At 67.5% G+C, this 15,925-nt stretch carries 15 protein-coding genes; 4 read left to right on the plus strand and 11 right to left on the minus strand.

Annotation, left to right across the window (positions count from 1 at the left end; genetic code table 11):
- Positions 1-18: 18 nt before the first annotated feature.
- The 4 genes from ACGFI6_RS36520 to ACGFI6_RS36535 are packed head-to-tail and all read left to right on the plus strand — an operon-like array spanning position 19 to position 2,372.
- Positions 19-570, plus strand: a complete 552-nt coding sequence (locus ACGFI6_RS36520; RefSeq protein ID WP_393126939.1) for a DUF6891 domain-containing protein — start codon at positions 19-21, stop codon at positions 568-570.
- Positions 567-968, plus strand: coding sequence for a hypothetical protein (locus ACGFI6_RS36525; protein ID WP_393126941.1), 402 nt, complete (start codon positions 567-569; stop codon positions 966-968). The genes ACGFI6_RS36520 and ACGFI6_RS36525 overlap by 4 nt, the downstream gene beginning before the upstream one ends.
- Positions 965-1,576, plus strand: coding sequence for a pyridoxal 5'-phosphate synthase glutaminase subunit PdxT (gene pdxT, locus ACGFI6_RS36530; protein ID WP_393126943.1), 612 nt, complete (start codon positions 965-967; stop codon positions 1,574-1,576). Before ACGFI6_RS36525 ends, pdxT begins: the two co-directional genes overlap by 4 nt.
- Before the next feature lie 34 nt (positions 1,577-1,610).
- The gene (locus ACGFI6_RS36535) at positions 1,611-2,372 is read left to right on the plus strand and encodes a YebC/PmpR family DNA-binding transcriptional regulator (RefSeq protein ID WP_393126945.1); all 762 of its coding nucleotides are present in this window, start codon (positions 1,611-1,613) and stop codon (positions 2,370-2,372) included.
- A 4-nt stretch (positions 2,373-2,376) separates the two neighbouring features.
- Here the strand turns inward: ACGFI6_RS36535 and ACGFI6_RS36540 are convergent, their stop codons facing one another.
- From ACGFI6_RS36540 to ACGFI6_RS36590, 11 genes are all read right to left on the minus strand, one after another.
- Positions 2,377-5,070 (minus strand): Tat pathway signal sequence domain protein, encoded by a 2,694-nt coding sequence (locus tag ACGFI6_RS36540; RefSeq protein ID WP_393126947.1) that lies wholly within the window; start codon positions 5,068-5,070, stop codon positions 2,377-2,379.
- A complete protein-coding gene (locus ACGFI6_RS36545; RefSeq protein ID WP_393126949.1) occupies positions 5,043-7,619 on the minus strand; it encodes a Tat pathway signal sequence domain protein in 2,577 nt (858 codons plus the stop codon). Before ACGFI6_RS36545 ends, ACGFI6_RS36540 begins: the two co-directional genes overlap by 28 nt.
- Entirely contained in the window at positions 7,616-8,503 is an 888-nt protein-coding gene (locus ACGFI6_RS36550; RefSeq protein WP_393126951.1) for a carbohydrate ABC transporter permease, read from the minus strand. Before ACGFI6_RS36550 ends, ACGFI6_RS36545 begins: the two co-directional genes overlap by 4 nt.
- An 11-nt stretch (positions 8,504-8,514) precedes the next feature.
- A complete protein-coding gene (locus ACGFI6_RS36555; RefSeq protein WP_393126953.1) occupies positions 8,515-9,507 on the minus strand; it encodes an ABC transporter permease in 993 nt (330 codons plus the stop codon).
- A 14-nt stretch (positions 9,508-9,521) separates the two neighbouring features.
- Positions 9,522-11,069 carry an extracellular solute-binding protein gene (locus tag ACGFI6_RS36560; protein ID WP_393126955.1) on the minus strand — a complete coding sequence of 516 codons (1,548 nt, stop codon included), beginning with the start codon at positions 11,067-11,069 and terminating at the stop codon, positions 9,522-9,524.
- A gap of 10 nt (positions 11,070-11,079) precedes the next feature.
- A complete protein-coding gene (locus tag ACGFI6_RS36565; RefSeq protein ID WP_393126957.1) occupies positions 11,080-11,697 on the minus strand; it encodes a YesL family protein in 618 nt (205 codons plus the stop codon).
- Positions 11,698-11,838: 141 nt separating this feature from the next.
- A complete protein-coding gene (locus ACGFI6_RS36570) occupies positions 11,839-12,474 on the minus strand; it encodes a DUF1961 family protein (protein WP_393126959.1) in 636 nt (211 codons plus the stop codon).
- Positions 12,474-13,493, minus strand: a complete 1,020-nt coding sequence (locus ACGFI6_RS36575; protein WP_393126961.1) for a LacI family DNA-binding transcriptional regulator — start codon at positions 13,491-13,493, stop codon at positions 12,474-12,476. Before ACGFI6_RS36575 ends, ACGFI6_RS36570 begins: the two co-directional genes overlap by 1 nt.
- A gap of 34 nt (positions 13,494-13,527) precedes the next feature.
- Positions 13,528-14,238: an SGNH/GDSL hydrolase family protein gene (locus ACGFI6_RS36580; RefSeq protein WP_393126963.1), complete on the minus strand. Its 711-nt coding sequence runs from the start codon at positions 14,236-14,238 to the stop codon at positions 13,528-13,530.
- 4 nt (positions 14,239-14,242) lie between these two features.
- A complete protein-coding gene (locus tag ACGFI6_RS36585; RefSeq protein WP_393126965.1) occupies positions 14,243-15,076 on the minus strand; it encodes a carbohydrate ABC transporter permease in 834 nt (277 codons plus the stop codon).
- Positions 15,069-15,911, minus strand: coding sequence for a carbohydrate ABC transporter permease (locus ACGFI6_RS36590; RefSeq protein ID WP_393126967.1), 843 nt, complete (start codon positions 15,909-15,911; stop codon positions 15,069-15,071). Before ACGFI6_RS36590 ends, ACGFI6_RS36585 begins: the two co-directional genes overlap by 8 nt.
- Positions 15,912-15,925: the final 14 nt, after the last annotated feature.

The raw sequence follows: 15,925 nt of genomic DNA on the forward strand, positions 1-15,925 counted from the left end.
TCGACTACGCTGGGCGGTATGCACGTCGACGAACGGACCGCACGGGAACTGCGGGGCCTGGCACGGGTTCTGGTGCGGTCCGGGTACGCCGACCACGCGACGATCACCGCCGCGCTGACCGAGGCGGTCCAGGAGGACGCGCCGTCGATGGACGCCGCGAGCCTGGTGCCGCTGCTGATCGGTGAGGCGGTGATGGACCTCGACGCCGAGGCGGCGGACTGGCCGGCCACGACCGATCCGGACCGGCTCGAGGTCGTACTGGCCGAGCTCGAGCGGCTGGGACTGGTGGTGGTCCGCTACACGTCGGACCACCACGCCGCTCGGCAGGCGCTCGAGGCCGCCGGCGATCCGCAGGGCCTGGTGTTCTTCACCGACACCGACGTCTGGCACGCGGTCGACTTCGGGATGCTCGAGCTGAAGCTCTGGCACCCGGACACGGCCAACGTGGCTCCGGGGGAGCCACTGCTCGAGGACGTCCTCACCCTGCTCAACGAGAGCGGCCTGCCGTCCGTCTACGACGAGGGCCGGATCGAGGTCACCCTCACCTGGCACCGCCGGGTGACGCTGTGACGTTCGTGCAGCCGGGCTCCGCGGTCCGGCAGTTGGTCTGGGAGGCGGTCCCGGACAAGTACGCCGCGCCGCGCGTCTACGCCAGCCGGACCGACGCCCAGGCGTACGCGAACGAGACCGGCGGCCGGATCCAGCTGCTGGTCACCTTCCCCGAGGGGAACGTCCGGCTCGGCCCGCCGCCGGCGATGCCGATCGCGCCCGGGGACGTCGTCCGGCGGGTCGCGTACCGCCTGCAGTCGTGGGGCGAGCGGCCGCTGGAGTTCGACGAGCTGGAGTCGGCGCGGATCGCCGCGCCGATCGGCCGCAGTACCGGGATCTTCCAGATCCTCTGGATCGGCCCGCACGAGGTGCGGCTGGTCGGCGAGACCGAGTACGTGAACAAGGAGGAACCGCGGTGAGCAAGCCAGTGATCGGCGTGTTCGCGTTGCAGGGGAACGTGCGCGAGCACGTCGCGATGCTGACCGAGGTCGGCGCCGACGCGCGGACGGTCCGCCGTCCGTCGGAGCTGGAGCAGGTCGAGGCGCTGGTGCTGCCGGGTGGCGAGTCGACCACGATGGACAAGCTGGCCCGGGCGTTCGAGCTGTTCGAGCCGCTGCAGAAGCGGATCGCGGACGGGATGCCGGTGTTCGGCACCTGTGCCGGGATGATCATGCTGGCCGACCGGATCACCGGCGGGATCAGTGGCCAGGAGACGCTCGGCGGGCTGGACGTGACGGTTCGCCGGAACGCGTTCGGCCGGCAGGTGGACTCGTTCGAGGCCGACCTCGACTTCCCCGGTCTGGGCCCGGAGTTCGACACGCCGTACCACGCCGTGTTCATCCGTGCACCGTGGGTGGAGCAGGTCGGTCAGGACGTGCAGGTACTCTCGACGGTGAGGTCGGGCCCTGCCACGGGTAGGATCGTCGCGGTTCGCCACGACCGGTTGCTGGCCACGTCGTTCCATCCGGAGATGACCGGGGACGCGCGGCTGCACGGCTACTTCGCCGAGCTGGTCCGCGGCCGCTAGACGTTCGCAAGAGGGTAAGAAGGGTTGGTTCGCCATGTCAGGCCACTCCAAGTGGGCCACCACGAAACACAAGAAGGCCGTCATCGACGCGAAGCGCGGCAAGCTCTTCGCGAAGCTGATCAAGAACATCGAGGTGGCCGCCCGGATGGGCGGTGGCGACCCTGGCGGAAACCCCACCCTGTACGACGCCATCCAGAAGGCGAAGAAGACCTCGGTCCCGAACGACAACATCGACCGCGCGATCAAGCGCGGATCCGGTGCCGAGTCCGGCGGCGCGGAGTACCAGACGATCATGTACGAGGGCTACGGCCCGAACGGCGTCGCGATGCTCGTCGAGTGCCTCACCGACAACCGGAACCGGGCCGCGGCCGACGTCCGGACGGCGATGTCCCGCAACGGCGGCTCGCTCGCCGACCCGAACTCGGTCGCCTACCTGTTCAACCGCAAGGGCGTGATCGTCGTCGCCAAGGACCAGGACGGTAAGTCCCTGTCCGAGGACGACGTGATGGAGGCCGTCCTCGAGGCCGGTGCCGACGAGGTGAACGACCTGGGCGAGTCCTGGGAGGTCGTCACCGAGGCGACCGACATGGTCGCGGCCCGGACCGCGCTGCAGGACGCCGGCATCGACTACGACTCCGCCGACGTCCAGTTCGTCCCGTCGATGACGGTGGAACTGGACGCCGACGGCGCCGGCAAGATCTTCCGCCTGATCGACGCTCTGGAAGACAGCGACGACGTGCAGAACGTCTACGCCAACTTCGACGTCTCCGACGAGATCATGGCCGAGGTCGGCTGACCTCTTAGGGGTTGGTGATCCGGTCGCCGGTGAGGGCGAGGGTCTGGATCGCGGACAGGCCGTAGAGGGCGGTGGTGTTGGTGGAGACCCACTTGGCCGACTTCGTCGGGTTGAGGGTGGTGGTGACGTCCTCGGCGCTCCAGGGGAGGTTCGGGCCGTAGCCGTCGCCGGTGTAGAACTCGTGCCACGCGCGGGTGGCCAGGTCGTCGCGGTTCAGCCGGACCGCGGCGTACGCCGTCAGTCGCGCGTGGCCCTGCCGCAGGATCAGGTTGCCGAAGTACGCGCCGCACTCGGCGGTCTGTTCTGCGCGGGTCGCGTTGAACAGGCGGCAGTACTGCAGCCAGGCCGCCTCGAACGCCGGCATGTCGACCAGGTCGATCAGCTCGGCGCACATCTCCACCTCGCCGAACATGGCGCTCAGGTGCGACACGCTGACGATCTTCTCGGTCACCGGCGCGAAGCGACCCGTGTCCAGGTCGTACAGCCCGCTGCCGGTCACGAAGCCGTTCGGCATCGCGCCGATCGTCTCCATCGTCCCGAGCAGCTTGGCCTTCGCCACCGCGGCCTTCGGACCCTGCCGTTCCCATTCGGTCAGCCAGGCGGCCGCGAGACCGCTCCAGTCCGTGCCGAGGCCGATGGACAGCGCATGCGGGTCAGGCGTGTACGGCTCGGTGCGGATCTTGCGGATCGGGTCCAGTACCAGGAACGTCTTGTCCGAGTCGACCAGCTCCGACAGCAGGTCGCCAGTACGTTCGTCAGCCGTCAGGTAGTAGTAGAACCGCCGGTACGCCGCCGTACTGATCCGCTGCTGCTTGGCGCTGTCGGCCCAGTGCTGGACGCCGTGCCGCGTGCCCAGGCCGGCCCACTGGCCGAGGTGGTACACGTCGACCTCACCGGTGTGCCGCGTCATCGCCTCGGCGAACCGGAAGATGTCGGCACGCCCAGACCGCAGGAACGCGTACCAGAGCCACAGGTCCGGTGAGAGCTCCGAGTTGTCCCAGGCGTACCCACCGACGTCGTAGCGCCACACCTGCCTGTCCTCGTCGAACGTGTGCATGATGTCGCCGTAGTCCCAGAACCCGTACCAGTGCCGCGACTCCACCTGCCCGCGGTAGAAGTCGAAGAGGAAGTCCAGGTGGTCCTCGATCGCCGCCTTCGCCGGTACGGACCGGTCCACCGGGCTGAACAGCCCGCCGAACACCCGTGTGGTGACGAGGTGGTCCACCGGGTTGATGAGCTGTGGTGGCGTCCGCACCTGGTCCGCCAGGTCACCGAGCCGCGCAGCCGTCGGCGTTGCGGCCAGTGCCCAGAACGTGAGCTCCGCCGTCCGTGCGATGCCGTACGGCGTACCGAATCCGGGCTCGTAGTCCTCGTACGTGATCTCGAGGGCGTCCAACTGCTCCGGGTACGTGTCCTCGCCCATGCCGTCGTGGTAGAACCGCGTGTCCATCGCACCGGCCGCGGGTGACCACAGCCAGACGGTCACCTCGGCGTCCTCGCTCGCCGCGTTCCGGATGTCCAGCTGCGTCGGGTGCCGTTGCCAGAAATCCCTGAGCCCAAAGGCGAATCCGCCACTCACCCCGCCGACGTACCCGAGCCCGGAGGCCCGCTTACCCTGGTCGACCGAGATCCAGCCGCGGTCCTTGGCGGTCCGCTTCTTGACCGTGAAGCCGTCGGCGTTCAGCTGGCTCAGCGAGTAGTCGCTCCACTCGGGGATCCACTTCAGCCGGGTCGTCACGCGCTGGTCCCAGGTCGCCGGGTCGGCCAGCTTGGTCCCTGCGATCTGCGCGGCCCGTACGGTCGCACCGGGATCGCGGCGCAGGCCGGTGATGCCCTGTACGGCCTCGGACACCATCCCGTGGTCCTCGCCGACGAACCGCACGTGCCGGTCGTAGGCCGCATCACGCATCGGCACCGAGAACCGGACGCCGAGGCCCGCGACATAGTCCTTCTGCCCGTCGCGGTCGTACACGAACGTGTGCACCATCCGTACGTTCTCCGCGCCCGCCACGAAGTACAGGCGGATCGAGAACGGCAACCAGGTCCGGCCCTTCCGCGACTTGTGCCGGCCCTGGACCCGGACGACGGCGCGCACCGGTCCGGACTGCTCCACGGTGACCTGGGTGATGTCGCTGTCGTAGCGCTCGCGGACAGCACCGCCGTCCTCGTCGTCCGTGATCTTGTCCTGCTTGAGGCTGACGAGCCGGCCCTTGTGGGCGATCAGCACGTCACCGCGCCAGATGTGGCTGATCAGGTCGGTGCCGCTCTTGCGGATCCGGGCCTTGATCACGCCGGTGTTCACATCGACGTACAGCTTCTCGTCGGTGACCGTGACGGGCTGCGCCGGTGCGGTCGCCGTACCGGGACCGAGTGTGTACGACTCGGCAGGTGCATCCACCGCGATCGCGTGGGCGCTCCACTTGAGCGAGCCGTCCGGCCAGTACGCGGTGGGCCAGCTCTGCAGCGGTACGTCGCTGCCGTCCGTGGCGTGCAGTGCGAACGACTGGTTCGCCGGTACGGCGCCCTTCGGCCACGGCGTGCCCCACGTCGTGACAGCAGCCGTGGTGGGTTTGCCCTCGAGCCAGCTGAGCTTGACCTCCGGGGCCTCGGCCGCGGCGGCGGGTTGGATGTTGTCGAGCAGGGACACCGCAGGGACTGCGGCCATACCTGCTAGGACGGTGCGTCGGGAGACCTCCATGCCGTTCCACCTCTGTCATTCCGGTGTTCGGGGATCAGGGACAGGTTCTGGATCGCTGCCAGCGCGTACTGCGACGCGCCGTTCGTACTGATGAACGCGGCCTCGTCGACGGGCATCAGGCCGCCGTCGACCGGAGTGGTCCGCCACTCGGTCTCGCGTTGCATGGCGTTGCGGTTGAGCTGATCGCCCTCGTCGACGAAGAACTTCCGCCAGGCGAGCCGGGCCAGCTCGGGGTCGCCGGTGCGGGCGGCCGCGTACGCGGCCAGCCGGCTGTGTGCCTGGACGAGTGAGATGCCCTGCAGGGGCTGACCGACCTCCGCGGCCTGCTCCTCGGGCGTGAGCAGGTGAAGCCTGCAGTAGTCGAGCCATGCCTTCTCGAACCCCGGTACGTCGAGGTCCAGGTCGATCAGCTCCGAACAGATCTCCGGCAGGCCGAAGAGCGACGACAGGTGCGATACGGCGATGTTGTCGCGGCTGGAGTCGAAGCGGCCGGTGGACAGGTCCAGGCGGGCGTTGCCGGTGAGGAAGCCGTACCGCAGGGAGGCGATGTCGGACATGGTGCCCACGAGGCGTGCGCGGGCCCGCTCGTCCCCGTGGCGCTCCCACCGCGTCAGCCAGGCCGCGGCCAGCGCGCCCCAGTCGACACCGAGCTCGATCGACAACGCATGTGGGTCGGGGGAGTAGACGTCCGGTCGTACCTTGCGTTGTGGATCGATCCTGAGGAACGCGTCCTCGATGTCGACCAGCTCGTCCAGCAGGTCACCTGTCCGCTCGTCCGCGGTCAGGTAGTAGTAGAAGCGCCGGTAGATCGCGCTGGAGATCCGTACTTGCTTGCAGCTGCAGCCCCAGTGCTGCACGTTGTGCCGCGAACCCAGGCCCTTCCAGCGACCCAGGTGATGGACGTCGACCTCACCGGTGTGGCGGGTCATCGCCTCCGCGAACCGGAACACGTCCGCGCGGCCGGTCCGCAGGTACTGGTACCAGAGCCACAGGTCGGGGGAGAGCTCCGAGTTGTCCCACGCGTACCCGCCCACGTCGTACCGCCACGTGTGCCGGTCGGCGTCGTACGTGTGCATGACGTCGCCGTAGTCCCAGAACCCGTACCAGCGACGCTGCTCGCGCTGACCGACGTAGTACTGGAAGAGGAAGTTCAGCCGGGCCTCGATGTCCTGGTCGTCGGCTGTGGGCAGGCTCCACGTGCCGAAGACACCTGCCTCCAGCAAGCGGGCCGGGGAGGCAGTGAGCAGGCCGGGGGAGTTGAGGAGCTCCGCATGCTCGGCCAGGTCTGCTGCGGACGGGGTGGTGTCGTGGACGCGCAGCCGGAGCTCATGGGTGCGGGCGATGCCGTGGGCGTTGCCGAAGCCGGGTTCGTAGTCCTCGTAGGTGATCTCGAGTCCTTCGAGCTGCTCGTCGTACGTGTCCTGGCCCATGGAGTCGTGCCAGTAGCGCACGTCCATCGGCGGCGCGCTGGGCGACCACATCCAGACCGTGGCCGTGGCGACCGGTGTCGCCGCGTTGCGGATGTCCAGGCGTGTCGGGTGCAGCTTCCAGAAGTCACGGAGCCCGAAACCCAGGCCGCCGCTGACACCGCCGACGTACCCGTAGCCGGGTGCTCTGGTGCCGGACGGGATCGTCACCCAGCCATGTCCCGCGCTGGTGCGTTTGCGCAGTGTGAAGCCGTCCGCGCTGCTCTGGTCGAGTGTGTAGTCGTTCCATTGCGGGATGAGGTGCAGGCGGTCCGCCACCTCCGGGTTGGGGATCTCCGTGACGGCGCGGCCGGCCACCTGCTGTTGGCGTACGCCCTCGCCGGGATCGCGTCGCAGGCCGGTCAGACCGCGTACTGCCTCGGTGAGGAACCCGGCCGGACCTGCCAGCCGGATGTGGCGGTTGTGCGGCTCGTCGCGCATCACCACGTCCGCGCTGAGCCCGAGCCCCGCCAGGAAGTCCCGCTCCGGGTCGCCGTCCCAGACGAAATTGTGAACAATCCGAACGTCGGCAGCGCCCGCGTAGAAGTACAACCGCACGGCGAACGGTAGCCAGTTGCCGTGCCGGCCGGTCAGCTTGACCACGGCGCGCACCGGTCCGTCCTGTTCGACAATGAGATTGTCGACGATCGCGGTCGTCTGTTCCCGGGCCGCGCCGGGCTCGGGTGTGTCCTGACGGATGCTGACCAACCGGACCTCGCGGACGATCTCCTCACCGTTGGACGAGATCGAGGCGATCAGGTTCGGTTTGCGCAGCGTCCACGTCACTGCGCCCGAGGTCACCCGTACCTCGTCCCCTGATTGCTCCAGGCGGATGGGTTCAGTCGGCTGTGACGGCTCGCCGACCACCAGCTCGTACGACGACTCCGGCTGCTCGGCCGGGCCGATCGCATGCGCGGACCACTTGACCGACCCGTCCGGCCACGTCGCGGTCGTCCAGCTCTGCACCGGCGTACCATCGGCCAGCGCGAACCGGGTGCCGTCAGCAACCGTTCCGCGCGGCCACGGCACACCCCAGGAAACACCTTGCCGGCAAGGCATTTCGAGCCACTGTAACGTCGTCACTCCTTCACCGACCCGATCAGGACGCCCTTCGCGAAGTGTTTCTGCAGGAACGGGTAGAAGAACAGGATCGGCAGTGTCGCCACCACCACGACCGCGAACTTCAGTCCCTGTTCCGGGAACGTCACCGTCTCCAGTTGCTGCAGTACGTTCGCCGAGTCCGCGTTCGCCGCGGTCAGCTGCCGGACGATCATCTGCAGCGTCCACTTCTTGCTGTCGTCGATGTAGAGCAGCGGCGACATGTAGTCGTTCCAGATGCCGACCGCGTAGAACAGCGAGAACGTCGCGATGATCGGCTTCGACAACGGCAGCACGATCCGCAGGAACACGTTCAGCTCGTTGCACCCGTCGATCCGGGCCGCTTCCTCGAGCGCCTCCGGCAGCTCCTGGAAGAAGCTCTTCACCACGATCAGGTAGAACGGGTTGATCGCCAGCGGCAGGATCAAAGCCCAGTAGCTGTCGAGCAGCCCGAGATCGCGCACGACGAGGTACGTCGGGATCATGCCGCCGCTGAACACCAGCGTGAAGATCACCAGATTCAGTACCAGGGCCCGTCCCGGCAGGAATCGCTTCGCCAGCGGATAGGCCATGGTGAGCGTCAGGAAGAGCTGGATCACCGTACCGACCGCGGTCACCGCGACCGTGGTCAGCAACGCCCGTACGAACGTGTCCGTGGAGAAGATGTAGTGGTACGTGTCGGTGACGAACTTGTGCGGCCAGAGGAAGAACGGCCGCGAGCTGATCTCGGACTCGCTGGCGAACGATCCGGCCAGCACATAGAGCAGCGGAAGCACCGTCACCAGGCCCAGCGCGGACAGCAGCACCGCGTTCAGTACGTCGAACACGCGGCTGCCGACCGAGTCGTAGTACCGCACCCGTTGGTTCATGTGCGTCCCCCTCAGAAGAGCCCGCGCTGGCCGAGGCGCTTGGCCAGCAGGTTGGAGCCGAAGATCAGTACGACGCCGACGACGCCCTTGAACAACCCGACCGCGGTTGCGTAGCTGAACGAGCCCTGGGTGATGCCGATGTAGTACACGAACGTGTCGAACACGTCCGCGACGTCGCGGTTCAGCGAGGTCGTCATCAGCCAGATCTGTTCGAAGCCGGAGTCCATCAGGTGCCCGGACGTCAGGATCGCCATCACCACGATCGTCGGCCGGATCGCCGGCAGCGTGATGTGCCAGAACTGCCGCCAGCGCCCGGCGCCGTCCACCCGCGCGGCCTCGTACAGCTGCGAGTCCACGCCGGCCAGCGCCGCCAGGTAGATGATCGTGCCCCAGCCGGTCTGCTTCCAGAGCAGCTGCAGCACGATCAGCGGCCGGAACCACGCCGCCTGCGCGACGTAGTCGGTCTTCTGCCCGCCGACCAGGCCGTGGATCCAGTTCGCGATCACGCCGAAGTCCACCGAGAACAGCAGGTACGTCAGCGACGCGACGATTGTCCACGACAGGAAATGTGGAATGTAGACCAGCGACTGCACGGACCGCTTCAGCACGTTGACCCGCAGCTCGTTCAGCAGCAGGGCGACCACGATCGGCGCCGGGAAGACGAAGAGAATTGTCAACAATGCGAGGAGCAGCGTGTTGAACAGCAACCGGCCGAAGTCCGGTCCGGTGAACAGTTCCTGGAAGTGCTTCAGCCCGACCCACTCGCTGCCCGAGTAGCCCAGGAACGGCACGTAGTCCTTGAACGCGATGTGCAGGCCGTACATCGGCAGGTACTTGAACACGACGAAGTACGCCAGGCCGGGCAGCAGCAACAGGTACAGCCAGCGGTAGCGGAGCAGGTCGCGGACCAGATTCCGCGGACGGCGTGTGCGCTTCGAGGTGGAGGCCGGCCGCTGCGCGTCAGCAGCCGGCTGCACCACCTCCGGCACCAGGTCGGTGGCCATCGGTCAACAGCCCCTCAGCCGCCGGCCTTGGCGGACAGGTCGTTGACCTCCTTGACGATGTCCGTGCCACCGCTGTCGTACCAGCGCTTGATCTGCGCCTTCAGCTGGTCCTCGGTGATCGCACCGGACAGGTACTTGATCCGCGCGTCCGGGACGATCGTGTCCAGCGTCTGTCCCTTCGACACCGACGTCGGCGCGATGATGCTGAGCGCCGGGTTGAACACCGCGGTCTTCAGGTCCTCGTTCATCAGCACGTCGAACTTCTCCCGCATCTTCCGGCTGGCCTCGTCGTTCGGCCGCAGCGCGTACGCACCGAGCCCGACCGACGCGCGCGTCCCGAGCTGGATGAAGCCCTTGTCGACGTCGTTCTGGATCGCCTTCACCTTCGGGTCGTCGGAGTTGATCGGCACGGCGTACTGCCCGTCGGCCTTGAAGTTGCGGCCCTCGATGCCGTTGGTGAGCAGGATCGAGCCCTCCTTGGACTCGAGCTTGTCGAGCGTCTTCAGGACGTCGTCGAGCTGTTCGTCGGTGCGCACGTGCTGCTTGGAGATCGCGATCACCATGTTGTAGCCGGTGAACGGGTACGAGTGCTTCTGGCCGTCCGGGCCTTTGAGGTTGCCGACCAGGGTGACCTTGTCGAAGTCCTTCGGGTTCTTCTCCTTGAACAGGTCGAGGAGCTGCGTCGCCCGTACGTTGACGTCGATGATCATGCCGCCCTTGCCCTGCACGAACGGGTCGTTCCAGTTCGCACTGTCCAAGGTGGCGAAGTCCGGATTGACCAGGCCTTCCTTCACCCAGCCGCGCAGCCACTCGTTGGCCTTCAGGAACTCCGGGGTGTCGAAGCCCGGCACCAGCTTGCCGTCGCGCTCACCCCACCCGTTCGGTGCGCCGAACCAGGTCTCGATCACGTCGTACGGGCTCGCGCTGGCGTAGTTGCCCGGCCACTTCGGGATGATCAGGCCGTAGGTGTCCTTCTTGCCGTTGCCGTCCGGGTCCTTCTCGGTGAACGCCTTGGCGATCGCGTACAGGTCCTGGACCGTCTCGGGCTCCTTCAGGCCGAGCTTCGCGAGCCAGTCCTTACGGATCACGATGCCCGAGCGCAGCAACGGCCGGACCCGGTAGATGCCGTACGTCTTGCCGTTGGTCTGCGAGTTCCTCGCGGTCTGCTCGTCGGCCGGCTTCAGGTTCGGGTACTTGTCGAGCTTGCCGGTCAGGTCCCAGAACGCACCGGCCTCGGCCGCCTTCACGAACGACGGGCTCTTCTCGTTCGCCACCATCACGTCCGGGATCTTGTCCGAGGCGAGCGTGACGTTCGACTTGTCGCCGTACTCCGCGTTCGGCACCCAGGTGATCTTGAGCTTCTTGCCGATCAGTTTCTCGACCGCCTGCTGCAGTTCGCCGTTCGGATCCGGTGCGGTGCCGAACAGCGGCGCCATCGCCGTGAGTTCGGTGCCGGTGGCGGCGCTGCCCTTGTCGTCGCCGCCGCCGGAGCAGGCGGAGGCGGCGAGCAGCGCCGTCGTGACTGCGGCCACGGCGATCCGCCGGGCAGAGATGATGGTCATGGGTTCCCTTTCAGTGACTACTCGGGTGCAGGCGCGCGTCGTTCTCGGCGAAGAAGCGCAAGCAGAGCCAGGTGTCGAGCCGGATCCAGGCACCACCGGCGAGCAGGACGCCGAACACGGCGAACCTGACCGACAGATAGGCGATGGACACCGCGACGAACAGCAGGACCAGGGACGACGCCGGCCGCGCGAGCGCGAGCAGCGATGCCTTGGGCAACAACAGACGGACACCGAGGTCGTAGTGCACGGCCATCGGCAGGGCGTAGCCGGCAATCAGCCCGAGCGCGACCAGCGCGACCAGGCTGGCCAGCCGGGGGAGTGCGGCCCCGAGTGCGGCGAAGTACAGATAGTTGCCGACCAGGAGTACGGCGGCCACGGCCAGGGGCAGGACAAGCAGCGTCCCGCGCCGAAACTCCTGGCGGAACGCGGTCCGGAAGGCAGGTAGAGCATGAAACGATTCACCCGATGACCGGCGTCTGGTGAGCGAATAGGCCGCGAGCGTAGCCGGGCCGATACCCAGGGCGATGCCGCCGGCCAGCGTGAAGAGGATCCACAGCGCGTTCAGCTTGATCGTCCAGAGGACCTCGTCCGCAACGCCGTACAGCTTGACGGCCCAGCCAGTGTCCATGCCGGTTCCTGCCTTGTGTCGGGCGAAAAAGTGTTGTGACCGTATGGTTGAATCGTCTCAATGTCAAGGCTTGGGAAAGCGTTTGTCAGAGACTGGTCACGCGGCCCGGCGGACGGGCGTCAGGACTGGGCCAAGGCTGCGTCAGGACTGGGAGACGCGCAGGTTGGCGTACTCGCCGATCAGCGGAGCCATCTGGCGCAGCCCCAGCTTGCCGCCCGCGAGCGGGCGGTCGTCGCGCCAGGAGAAGGCGCGAAGATCGTTGATGGCAAAGGAGATCTCGCCGCCCCGGACCGTCAGCCGAAGGTGGTACGGCCCGTCCGCGTCCGCGACATCAGGGATCGGATCGGCGCCCCGCGCGACCAGGTGAAAGCCGTAGCTCTTGCGCAGGTTGCAGGTGTGGAAGGCGCGCTCGGCCGGCCACCGCCGGCGGAAGTACGAGACGTGGTACGTGTCGAGGTCGCCGTGGTGATACTGCTCGTACGGCCCCGTCCGCGGCTGCAGGTCGAACAGGTCCTCGCCGTCGCGCCCCCTGGCGTGGAAGAACAGGATGCACAACCCCGGCTCGCGAATCGGCCAGAAGTCCCACTCGACGGTGATGTCCGGCGGGAAGTCCTCCGGGCACCACAGTACGACGTTCGCGTCCTGCCCGTCCCCGGCCGGCCGGCCGCTCTCCAGCCGCAGCCGGCCGAGCGGGAACGACGTAGCGCCGTCGCCCTCGAGCCGGAAGGCGTCGAGGTCGTCGGGCGTCGCGAGAGCGTTCTCGTACAGGACCGGCATCAGTGGCGGCGCTTGTGGTCGCTGGACTCGCGGACGATCAGGTCCGGCTGGAAGATCACCTGCCGGTGCTGGTGCCGCTCCGCCGATTCGACCTCTTCCTGCAGCAGCTCCATCGCGGAACGCCCGAGCAGCTCGGCCGGCTGTCGCACCGAGGACAGCGGTACGGCAGCCGCGCGCGCGAAGTCGATGTCGTCGTACCCGACGATCGCCATGTCGCGGGGGACCCGCAGACCGGCCACCGCCATGCCCTGCAGGAATCCGAGCGCGAGCAGGTCGTTGGCGAGGAACGCGGCGGTCGGACGCGACCGCGGCGGCAGTGCGGCGATCCGCTCACCGATCGCCCGGCCCTCGATGACGCCCATCACGTCCACCTCGTGGCACTGCAGCTCGACATCGCCCGCCGCCTCGACGGTCGCGGCGATGCCTTGCTTGCGGTCGGCAACCTGTTGCATCGTGAAAGGCCCACCGATGAAGGCGATCCGGCGATGCCCGGACTCGATCAGATGGTTCCCGGCGAGCCGTCCGCCGAGCTGGTCGTCGACCGACACCGAGCACAGGCCGCGGTCGGCCGTACGGTCGACGAGGACCACCGGCGTACCGCGCTCGACCAGCGAGGTGAGCTGCGGATCGTTGCTGTCGATCGGGGTGATCAGGACGCCCATCACGCGTTGCTGCTCGAGCTGGTCGAGGTGATGACCCTCGCGCACCGGGTCGGTCTTGCTGTTGCACAGCATCACCACGGTGTCGTGCTCGTACGCGAGCCCCTCGGCGCCCTCGGCAAGGGCGGTGAAGAACGGGTTCGTGACGTCGAGCACCACCAGGCCGACGGTCCGGCTGCGCCCGGCGCGCAGATGCCGGGCCGCCTCGTTCCGTACGAAGCCGAGCGCCTCGATGCTCTCCCGCACCCGCTGCCGCGTGTCCGGCGCCACGATCGCCGGCCGGTTCAAGAAGTTGCTCACGGTCCCCACCGAAACCCCGGCCCGCCGCGCAACCTCCTTGATGCTGGGCGTCGCCATCATCCCCCGTCCAGCAGCCAACTAGGTCGCGAGCAGTCTAGTCAGCCCCAATTGAATCGTCTAAACCCGCCCCGTCCGCGAGATCACCGTAGGGGACGTGCAGCCGGCCGAGGTGACTGCGAGGATCGAACAGGCCGAGCGACCGCAGCAGCGTGTGCGCCATCACGATGTGCCCGTAGCCGTTCGGATGGCAGCCTTCGCTGATCCACGCCTGGGTGGCGCGCTCGGCCCGTGTCCAGACCAACTGGTGGTCGATCAGGGTGCAGCCACGTGCAGTGGCCAGGGCCCGGATGTCCTCGGCGTAACCAGGAAGCGCGCCGGTCCGCGCCTCCGGACTCGACGGCAGCACGCCGTTCGGAGTCTGGAGAACGGGATGAGCGCCGGCCGCGATGATGCGGTCGACCACATCGGCGTACCTCATCCGGAACCGGTCGCGACCGGCCTCACCGTCGTGGCAGTCGTTCAGTCCGAGCCCGACGATCACAAGATCCGGGTTCCAGCGCAGCACCGCGTGGTCGAGCATCCGGGCGAGAACGTCCGCCGTCCAGCCGCTCTTCGCGGTGTTGACCACGGTGTCGGTGCCCCGGCCGAGTTCGTACCGGATCCGTTCCTCGAACAGTTGACTGAAGTCACGGTGCCCGTACGTGTGTTGTTCGCCCGCCGTGACGCTGTCGCCGGTGAAGAGCCAGGTGAGCGGCGCACCGGTGGCCAGCCGGCCGGCGACGGAGCCGGCCGGTGTGGACGTCATCGCGTCATCCCTTCGTACCGGCCGACGCGACGCCCTCGACGACCTGCCGCTGCAGCATCGCGAACACCACAATCATCGGGAGCGTCGCCATCACGGCGCCGGCCATCAGCACAGGATAGTTGGTGAGGTACTGGCCCTTCAGAGAGGCCAGTCCCGCCGAGAGCGTCATCTGACGCGGGTCGGTGTTGACGATGAGCGGCCACAGCAGGTCGTTCCAGGACCAGAGCAGGGTCAGTACACCCAGCGCGATCACGCCGGGTCGGGCAAGCGGAAGGTAGATGTGCCAGTACGTTCGCAGCGGACCGCACCCGTCGAGCTCGGCAGCCTCACCCAGTTCGTTGGGCAGACTCAGGAAGTACTGGCGCAGCAGAAAGGTGCCGAAGGCACTGAAGATCCCCGGGAGGACGAGCGCCTGCATCGAGTTGAGCCAGCCGAGCTCCTGCATGATGCGGTACTGCGGGATGATGAACAGCTGGCTCGGAACCATCAGGATCGACAGGAACAGCCCGAACAGGACCCGTCGTCCCGGGAAGTGCAGCCGTGCGAACGCGTAGCCGGCCAGCGAACACAGCAGCAGTTGCCCTGCGGTTCGGCACAGCGACATGACCACGGTGTTGGCGAACTGCCGCGCGAACGGTGCGTTGTCGAAGACCATGGTGAAGCCCCGCCAACTCGGATGCGCGGGCAGCCACACCGGTGGCACCCGGATCGACTCGCCCAGGCTCTTGAACGCGGTCGAGAGCTCCCAGACGAACGGCACGATCGCCAGCAAGGCGCCGAGGACGAGCACCAGATAGGTGCCGAGCTGACCTGCCCGTGAGCGGGCCCGGTCAGGCATAGTGCACCCATCGTCGTTGGAGCCGGAACTGCAGGCCGGTCAGGGCCGCGATGAACAGCAGCAGCATGAAGGCGATGGCTGCGCCGTAGCCCGGGTTGCTCTTCACGAAAGCCGTCTCGTAGAACAGCGACACGACGGTCCGGGTCGCTCCCGCGGCGGGGCTGGCCGGCGGGATCATCAGGTAGACGAGGTCGAACATCTGCAGTGACCCGATCGCCGAGATCACCGAGACGAAGAAGGTCGTCGGCGACAGCATCGGCACTGTGACCCGCAGGAATTGCCGTACGCTGCCGGCGCCGTCGAGCGCGGCCGCCTCGTACAGTTCGCGAGGAACGTTCTGGAGACCGGCCATGAACAGGACCAGGTTGTACCCGAACTGCGACCAGATCCCGACCAGGGCGAGCGCGACCAGCGCCGTGTGTGGATCGGTCAGCCAGCCGGGTCCGGAGATGCCGACCCGGCCGAGTCCCTGGTTGATCAGACCGTAGTCACCGTTGTAGAGGTACTGCCACAGCAGCCCGATGGCTGCGGGCATCGTGACAACGGGCAGGTAGTACAGCGTCCGGAACATCCCGCGTCCGCGCAGGCCCCGCCGATTCAGCAGGGCCGCGAACACCATCGCGGGCGGAACTCCGAGCAGCGTGAGGAACATGTACGCGATCGTGTTGCGCAGCGCCGTCCAGACCGCGGGGTCGTGCAGCAGCTGCGTGTAGTTGGTCAGGCCGGTCCACGTGCTGCCCCCGAACGGGCCCCATGCGGTGAAGCTGAAGTAGAAGGTCTGCAGGATCGGCCAGAGGTAGAGGACCGCGACGCCCACTCCCATCGGAGCGATCATCGCGAGTCCCCACC

Source organism: Kribbella sp. NPDC048928, assembly GCF_043197975.1.
Classification (GTDB): domain Bacteria; phylum Actinomycetota; class Actinomycetes; order Propionibacteriales; family Kribbellaceae; genus Kribbella.